General features: G+C 60.9%; 7 protein-coding genes. 1 reads left to right on the top strand and 6 read right to left on the bottom strand.

Translation table 11 applies throughout. The features are described from left to right. Nucleotides 1-158 precede the first annotated feature (158 nt). The 3 genes from NKI18_RS29720 to NKI18_RS29710 all read right to left on the bottom strand — a co-directional run bounded on the left by NKI18_RS29720 (nucleotide 159) and on the right by NKI18_RS29710 (nucleotide 3,170). Entirely contained in the window at nucleotides 159-1,544 is a 1,386-nt protein-coding gene (locus NKI18_RS29720) for a hypothetical protein (protein ID WP_353021493.1), read from the bottom strand. A 203-nt stretch (nucleotides 1,545-1,747) separates the two neighbouring features. After that, nucleotides 1,748-2,272, bottom strand: coding sequence for a GNAT family N-acetyltransferase (locus NKI18_RS29715; protein ID WP_352620924.1), 525 nt, complete (start codon nucleotides 2,270-2,272; stop codon nucleotides 1,748-1,750). 91 nt (nucleotides 2,273-2,363) lie between these two features. Further along, nucleotides 2,364-3,170: a hypothetical protein gene (locus NKI18_RS29710; RefSeq protein ID WP_353021489.1), complete on the bottom strand. Its 807-nt coding sequence runs from the start codon at nucleotides 3,168-3,170 to the stop codon at nucleotides 2,364-2,366. 204 nt (nucleotides 3,171-3,374) lie between these two features. Between NKI18_RS29710 and NKI18_RS29705 the strand changes: the two genes are divergently transcribed. Then, nucleotides 3,375-4,790 (top strand): adenylate/guanylate cyclase domain-containing protein, encoded by a 1,416-nt coding sequence (locus tag NKI18_RS29705; RefSeq protein ID WP_352620920.1) that lies wholly within the window; start codon nucleotides 3,375-3,377, stop codon nucleotides 4,788-4,790. A 37-nt stretch (nucleotides 4,791-4,827) separates the two neighbouring features. Here NKI18_RS29705 and NKI18_RS29700 read toward each other — a convergent pair whose 3' ends face one another. From NKI18_RS29700 to NKI18_RS29690, 3 genes are all read right to left on the bottom strand, one after another. Further along, entirely contained in the window at nucleotides 4,828-5,307 is a 480-nt protein-coding gene (locus NKI18_RS29700) for a class I SAM-dependent methyltransferase (RefSeq protein WP_352457162.1), read from the bottom strand. Between the two features lie 208 nt (nucleotides 5,308-5,515). After that, nucleotides 5,516-6,697, bottom strand: coding sequence for an ABC transporter permease (locus NKI18_RS29695; protein ID WP_352620918.1), 1,182 nt, complete (start codon nucleotides 6,695-6,697; stop codon nucleotides 5,516-5,518). Next, on the bottom strand, nucleotides 6,694-7,692 hold the full coding sequence (locus NKI18_RS29690; RefSeq protein ID WP_352570080.1) for an ABC transporter permease: 999 nt from the start codon (nucleotides 7,690-7,692) through the stop codon (nucleotides 6,694-6,696). The genes NKI18_RS29695 and NKI18_RS29690 overlap by 4 nt, the downstream gene beginning before the upstream one ends. Nucleotides 7,693-7,694 lie beyond the last annotated feature (2 nt).

Below are 7,694 nucleotides of genomic sequence, written 5' to 3'. Positions count from 1 at the left end.
TCCGAAAGAGGTCGCGTCATCCGATGCTGGCCTCCACTCCAGCCAGCATCTTGAATCACAAAACCGACTGATCCGGAATCCCCTTCGATTCCGTCAAATCAGGGACCGCTCTAGAGGCTCCCCGATAGATCGCCGTCGCTTGCGGTTGCGCACTAGTCTCAGGTCGGCTTGATCTCTGCCTGGCCGATCTTGCGCCATCTGGCGTTTTCGCGAACCAGTTTCAGGTCGTTGGTCGTCTCGGCAAATGTCCGCAATCGGTATTGCCGGAGCAGGTTTGGGAAGAGCGCCACTTCCGGCAGGCCGGCAAGCTGCTCGCGGACTGAGATCTTTTCATCGATGACCCGCATGCCCCAGGCATTTTCCCGAACCTGCAGCTCCGCGGCCAGATCGCGCTCTTCCGGCGCGTTTTCGTCCAGCACGGCCAGAAGGATCGAGTGGAAAAGCGCTACGTAGCCAATCTGTCTCAGGCCGCCCACGACCCGCACGCGCGGCAATATGGCAAGGACGAGGAACGTCAGGAACAAGTTCGGCAGCAGCACGCCTTCCAGCAGCGCCCGCCTGAGATGTGGCCGCTCGAACGGGATGGAAAGACCTTGCGGCCTGTCAGGCTCGATCAGGTGCCCGTTCTCGAGAACGAGCTTGCGCACGCGCTCCTCGCGGATGCCCCAGAAATAGTCCGTGGCATTGGGCAGGAATCTGCCAAATGGGCTCGATGCGGCCTCTTGCCAGGCATGTTCGAGACGCTGGCGTCTTGCGGGTTCAATGAGCAGCCTGGAAAGAAGGCTGCCGTCATATTCCAGATGCCGCGCCATGGCAGCCGCGGCGGCCCGATCATCGATGAAAACCGGCAGGGCCATGCCGGCACGATCCCAATTGGCGACCAGATCCTGGTTCAGGGCAGTCAGCGCATCGGCGGCGGTTTCAAACACCTTGTCCTGGCTGGCAAGCAGTGTGCCCAGCCAGCGGCTGGCATCCGTTTCGTCGCCCACCGCTTCGAGCGCGCGCTTGTTGAGGGAGACGGGACCGGCCACGCAGGCGCTTTTGCGGCACAGTTTGTGGCGCCCCATGCCAAAGAGGTTGATCTTGTCGTCGCCGACGTCGAGCCATCCCGGCCCCTCCCGGCCAACTGTCTCCATGGTCATTGTCGTTCCCATGAAGCCGACGAAGGCCGACAGCCCGTTTTCGACCGCGCCGAGCCAGGCAAGCAGGAGGGCATCGAAGGTGATCCGGTCCATCAGAAGCAGGCAGTGCAGGCCGGACTGAATCACCGGTCTGTGCTCGAACTCGTCGAGGGCTTTGCCGATCTCGTCAGGCTGCATGATCCTACCGAGGCGCTGATGCAGGACTTCGCGCAGGATCGAGCGGGCAGCGATCGCCGGGCCCGATGCAGGCCTTGCCACCGGCCGCCAAAGATGGCGGGCGTAGTCGGAAACCGGTGCATTCCAGTTCTGCTCGATGTCGCGCACGACCTCCGGGCAGAGCAGCGACAGCACAGCCAGAATTTCCACCGGAGGGGTAGGGCTTGGGTCAAAGACGGCGGTCATTGGTCCCGTCTAGCCGCTTGCGGTGCAAACGCCAAGCGAGACCAGACTTGCTGGATGCGGCCGGCCCACACATAGATCGTCAACTCGATTAAGATGGCGTGAGACGAAATGGCCGTATCCTACGCAGCTCTCCATGAGCAATCACCTGTTCGCTCGGCACGAATTGTCAGACTGGCTAAACAGCTAACGCCAAGCAGCGGATCTTAGAACCGCAGCCGGGCCATGCTCAGGAGGTCGTGGTACTGCCCGTCGGTAAAGCCGGCCTTCACATGCCGGCCTTCGACCTCAAAGCCGTGGCTTTTGTAGAGACGGAGGGCCGCTTCGTTGTCGGCATAGACGGTCAATTCGACCCGCTTCAGGGCGCGCCAGTTGTCGGCCACGTCAAGCAGCGCGCCAAGTATGGCAGAGCCGATACCTTTGCCGACAAAGGCATCGTCAAGGCCGATATTGATCTCGCCGATATGCGAACGGCGCGGTGAACCCTGCACGACCAGGCTGCCATGGCCGACGACCTTGCCGTCCAGCTCGGCAACGATCCAGGTGGTTTCCTGGCCGGACTTGGCAATGCGCCGCGCCACCTGCTCCACCATCTCGAAAGGCATCCTGAACGTGCCCCAGCGGAAGCCCGGCATGTTGAAGATAGCGCAAAGCGCCTCCGCATCGCTTGGCCGGACGGACCGCAGCAGCGGCTGGATTTTCTCGGAGGGTGGCGAGGTCGTGCTGGTCATGGCGTTCCCGGCGAAGGCAATCGGCCCGGTACGATGCACCGGACGCCACCTGAAAATCCAGCCGTCTCTGACCTATGATGCCGATTGCGAGCTAAAAATACCGGGAGGCGGCGTAGAGTTTGAAGGCGCCGCTGATGCCTATCCAGCCGAAAAGGGCGAGCCAGCACAATGTCCCGGTCGCCGTCCAGTCGATCCGGTGCACCGCAGCGTCGGTGATGACGACGCCGAGGATGGCAAGCAGGCCAACCAGAAACTGCGCCAACCCGAGCACCAGCAGTTCCTCGCGCGGCGCGCTTCTCCAGACGAGATATATACCGCCCGCACCGGCGAGGAAGATGGCGCTGTAGACCTGAGCGTGGAAGGCATCGATCGGCCATGGCCAGATGCCACTGAATGTCAGGGGAAACAGCAACAGGCCGACGCCATAGAGCCCAAGGATCGCGGATTCCGCCGGCATGTAGCCGCTCCATGCGGGATTTAAGGTCACGCCTTTTGCAGAAAGACGGGCCGTGGCCCGCCACAGGAACAGCCCGGATACCGCGACCGAAGCAAGATAGACCAAAAACCACAGCCAGGGCGCTTTGCGCTCGAAGTTGAAATAGCCGAGATTGATGGACGAAGCCACCGACACGATGACGGTGAAGATGAAGGCCATGACGAGCACGAGCCTGCCGGGCGACCAGCGATTCCAGACCAGCAGTGCCGCCATCACGACCATTTCGGCGGTGTAGAAGCCACCGAGGAAGCGCGCATTGAACGGCGTGACGGCCCAAGGCCAGCCCGGTTTCACCAGCGCAGGCATGAAAAACAGGCCGGCGCCTACGATCAGGACGATGATGACCACCGCAGAAAAAAGGCGCAGGGCCGCGGGAAATGGCGGATTGTCGGATGTCGGCATGGGAGAAAATCCCAAAGATGAATGCTCCATGGACCATCATAGTGCTGCTTGCGGCCGGTTAAAATCCGCCGAATGGAAATTGAACGGTCACCAGGCTTATCCATTCGAATGGCCGTACGGTCCGTTTCGAAGTAAGATGGAGCACTCGGACCAAAGACCGGTCCGGTCAAAACGCCTCGGGGTGCATTTTCCGGAGCCTGCACGATGAACGAAGCTCAGGATCTGTTCTCACTTCTGCGACAATCGGCCGATGTCGATCCGCAGGCGATCGACGCGATCAAGCGAACCATCGCGGAGGGCGAGGACCGCGAACTTTGCCGCATCAATGCGCCAGCCTTCGCCAGCAAGCATGGCCTCGACGAGGAGCGCGCAATAAGCGCCTTTCTCCATGCGGCGCGGGTGGGTATCTTCGACATTTCCTGGAATGTTCTGTGCCCCGGCTGTGGCGGCGTGCTCGACACCAACGCCACGCTGAAAACCCTGCAAAAGGACGAATACACCTGCGCGCTGTGCTCCGAGGGCTATTCACCGACCCTCGACGAGATGGTCGAGGTGACATTCACCGTCAGTCCCCGCGTGCGCAGGATTGCCGCCCACAATCCACACGAACTGACGGTGGCGGAATATTTCCGCCAAATCTACTGGGCGTCCGGCGTCGATCTGCCGGAAGAGGATTTCGCGAAAAAGCTAGAAGCGTTCTCGCTGGAGGATATCGAGCTTGCGCCCGGTGAAAAGGCGGTTCTGCCCATACAGCTTCCGTCCGAATTCATCATCGTCTTCGAGCCGGTCACCCATTCAGCGCAGTTCATCGACGGGAAGGGCGAACCAACAAAGGAGCGCCGGAGCCTCTCTTTGGCCTTCGACCGCGACCATGTCCAGAACCAGACGCTGGAGATGCAACCCGGCCCGTTGCGCATTTCGCTGGAAAACCGGACCGACACCCGCGTGCTGCCGACGGTCTTCATCGCCGGCCAGGCATTGCATGATTTCCTGGGAAAACGCCGGCCCTTCCTGACCGCCAAGCGCCTGCTCACCAACCAGACGTTCCGCGATCTCTATCGCACGGATACACTCGACATCAACCAGCGCCTGAAGATCACCAGCCTGACGTTCCTGTTCACCGACCTGCGCGGATCGACCGAGCTTTACGAGCGGGTGGGCGACCTTTCAGCCTTCGATCTCGTGCGCGAGCATTTCCAGGTTCTGCACGAGATCGTCACGGCGGAGGCGGGCGCGGTGGTGAAGACGATCGGTGATGCGGTAATGGCGACCTTCGCGACGCCTGATCGTGCGATTGCTGCGGCCCTCAGGATGCGCGATGCCATGCGTACGCTCAACGACAAGAGCGGGCGCGAGGATCTGCTGCTCAAGATCGGAGTCCATGCCGGCCCCTGCATCGCCGTGTCTATGAATGAGCGACAGGACTATTTCGGCCAGACGGTCAACATTGCTTCGCGGGTCCAGAACCTTGCCAACGCACAGGCGATCTTCGCCACTCGGGCGGTGGTCGACGACAATCTCACCGCCGATCTCTTGCACAGGAACGCGCTGACGCCCGTGCCCCACGAGGTGTCGCTGCGCGGCATTGACCGGGAGATAGCAGTATATACGATCCCCTGAAGGCTTGGCCCCTGAAGATTTGGCTCGTCCCGGCCCCTCACACGCGCCTACAGATAAAATAACGATCGGCGGGAACCGAAGGTGGCGGCGGGAGGCGTTGCAACTGCGGGTGATCGAGCGGCGTGCCGCTGACCGCGATGCCGCCGACGCGAAGCAGGCGCGCGGTCAGATCGGGAAGCCAGGTAGAGGTGACTGCATCGCGATCTTCATAGCCGGTGCCGATGTCGGCATGAACAAGAGCGGCGTCGATGCCAATGAACCTGCTCGCCGTCTCGCGTATTTCGCCGAGCACGAGGTTTTCAGCTTCGGGAATTGAGCTGGCGTGTGCGGCAAGTGCGCGGTCGAACGCTACGATCCGGCGTCCGGGCAGGCGCTCGCGCAGATGGTGGAACGTCCGGCCATTGCCGAGGCCGAGCTCGAGCACGGGCCCCTCCATCTTCGCCACCTCGGCGCAGACATGATCAAGTATGTCGCGCTGTGCGGTCATCCTCCGGATGAAACTGTCAAGGCGACTCATGTGCGATTGTATGTCCAGAACCAGTTCACGAAATCAACTGCCCCCGACCAGAGCGTTTCGCGGCTGAAACCAGAGGCCGACGTGTTAAACCCCGATCGAGTCTTGCCGCGTGTAGAGGCGGACGATGAACACTGCAACAAGCGAACAGTTGCCGACAAAGGATCATACGGGTGGAGTCGGCGGCACTGCGCGCGGCGGAATAGCGCTGTCACTTGTAGGGGTCCGCGGCGTCCCGCAACCCGTCGCCGAGGAAGTTGAACGCCAAGATGACGAGAACGACGGGGAGCATCGGCAAAAGCAGCCATGGATAGAACGCGATCACGCTGACGCTGCGCGCCTCGGTGAGCAGGATGCCCCAGCTGGTTATCGGCGCCCTCAGGCCGAGCCCGAGGAAGCTCAGCGCCGTCTCGCCCAGGATCATGCCGGGTATGGAGATCGTCGCCGTCGCGATCAGATGCGACATGAAGCCGGGAATGAGATGCCGCCCGATGATGCGGCTGCTTCTGGCGCCCATCAATTGCGCGGCCAGAACGTAATCCTCCTCGCGCAAGGCTAGAAGCTTTGAACGCACGGCCCGCGCCAGTCCGGTCCAGTCGAGCAGCCCGAGGATGACGGTGATGCCGAAATAGATCAGGATCGGACTCCAGGTTATCGGCATGATCGCCGCCAGAGCCAGCCATAGCGGAATGCTGGGGATCGATTGCAGAACTTCGATTATCCGTTGGACGATCAGGTCGAAGATACCGCCGTGATAGCCGGCCAGTCCGCCGATGACAATGCCGAGCAGGAAGCTGAAACTGATGCCGACGAGGCCGATTGTCAGTGAAATGCGTGCGCCATAGATGATGCGCGAGAGCACATCGCGCCCCAGCCTGTCAGTGCCGGCCAGAAAGAGCTGGCCGTTTTCGGCGGGGCAGACAAAATGCCTGTCACCTTCGATAAGGCCCCAGAACCGGTAACTGTCGCCCTTGCAGAAGAAACGGATCCGCTGAACATCATCCTGTTTCTCGACGTAGTTCCGCTTGAGCGTGTCCATATCCAGCGTCATCTGGCGGCCATAGACGAACGGCCCGACGAACTGGCCGTCGTGGAACAGGTGCACCCGCTGCGGCGGCGAATAGATGTAGTCCATGTTGCGCGTGTGCAGATCGTAGGGCGCCAGGAACTCGCAGATCAGTATCCCGAAATAGAGCGCTGCCAGGAATATGCCGGATACAAGGGCAAGCCTGTGCCGACGGAATTTCCACCACATCAGCCGCAGCTGCGACGCCTGAAAGACCTTCGACTGCTCCGGCGTCATCGCCTCGACCGACTGCAGGTCAAAGGGCGCGATGGAAACGTAGTGTTGCAGTGGGGCGCCCGGAGCGGGCAGCGGCGATGGCGTGTTCATTTGGTGCTGCCGCCTTGCAAACGAATTCGCGGATCAAGTAGCGCCAGCGCCAGGTCGGAAATCAGGACGCCGATCACCGTCAGGAAGGCGAGGAACATCAGGAACGACCCTGCCAGATACATGTCCTGGCTTTGCAGCGCCTTGATCAGCATCGGCCCGGTCGTCTCCAAAGACAGCACGATTGCCGTGATTTCGGCGCCGGAGATGATGGCCGGCAGGATAGAGCCGATATCTGAAATGAAGAAATTGAGCGCCATGCGCAGCGGATATTTGACCAGCGCCCTGAAGGGATGAAGGCCTTTGGCGCGCGCGGTCACGACATATTGCTTATGCAGCTCATCGAGCAGATTGGCGCGCAGCCGCCGGATCATGCTTGCCGTGCCCCCGGTGCCGATGATCAAGACCGGAATCCAGAGATGGGCGAGGATCGACTTCGCCTTGGCCCAGCTCATCGGCTCGCCGAGATATTGCTGGTCCATGAGATGGCCGATAGACGTGCCGAACCAGATGTTGGCGAAATACATCAGGATCAGCGCCAGCATGAAGTTCGGAATCGCAAGGCCGAGAAGGCCGAAGAAAGTCAGGCCGTAGTCGCCCCAGCTGTATTGATGCGTGGCGGAATACATGCCGATCGGAAAGGCGATGAGCCAGGTGAAGATGATCGTGACGAAGGAAACCAGCACCGTCAGCCACATTCGGTCCCCGACGACGTCGCGAACCGGCAGCTCATATTCGAAGGAATAGCCGAAATCGCCGTGCAGCATCCCGCCGACCCAGTAGAAGTAGCGAATGACCGGTGGCTTGTCGAAACCATATTCCTTGCGCATCATCTCGATGCGATCGGAATCCACCGCTTCGCCCTGAGCCCGAAGCTCGGCAACATAGCTGTCGAAATAGTCGCCTGGGGGAAGTTCGATGATCGTGAACACCAGTGCCGATATGACCAGCAGCGTTGGAACCATCACGGCGATGCGCCAGACAAAATATCGAAGCACGC

The organism is Mesorhizobium sp. M0800, assembly GCF_040320095.1.
Taxonomy (GTDB): domain Bacteria; phylum Pseudomonadota; class Alphaproteobacteria; order Rhizobiales; family Rhizobiaceae; genus Mesorhizobium.
This window is presented reverse-complemented; position numbering and strand designations above follow the sequence as displayed.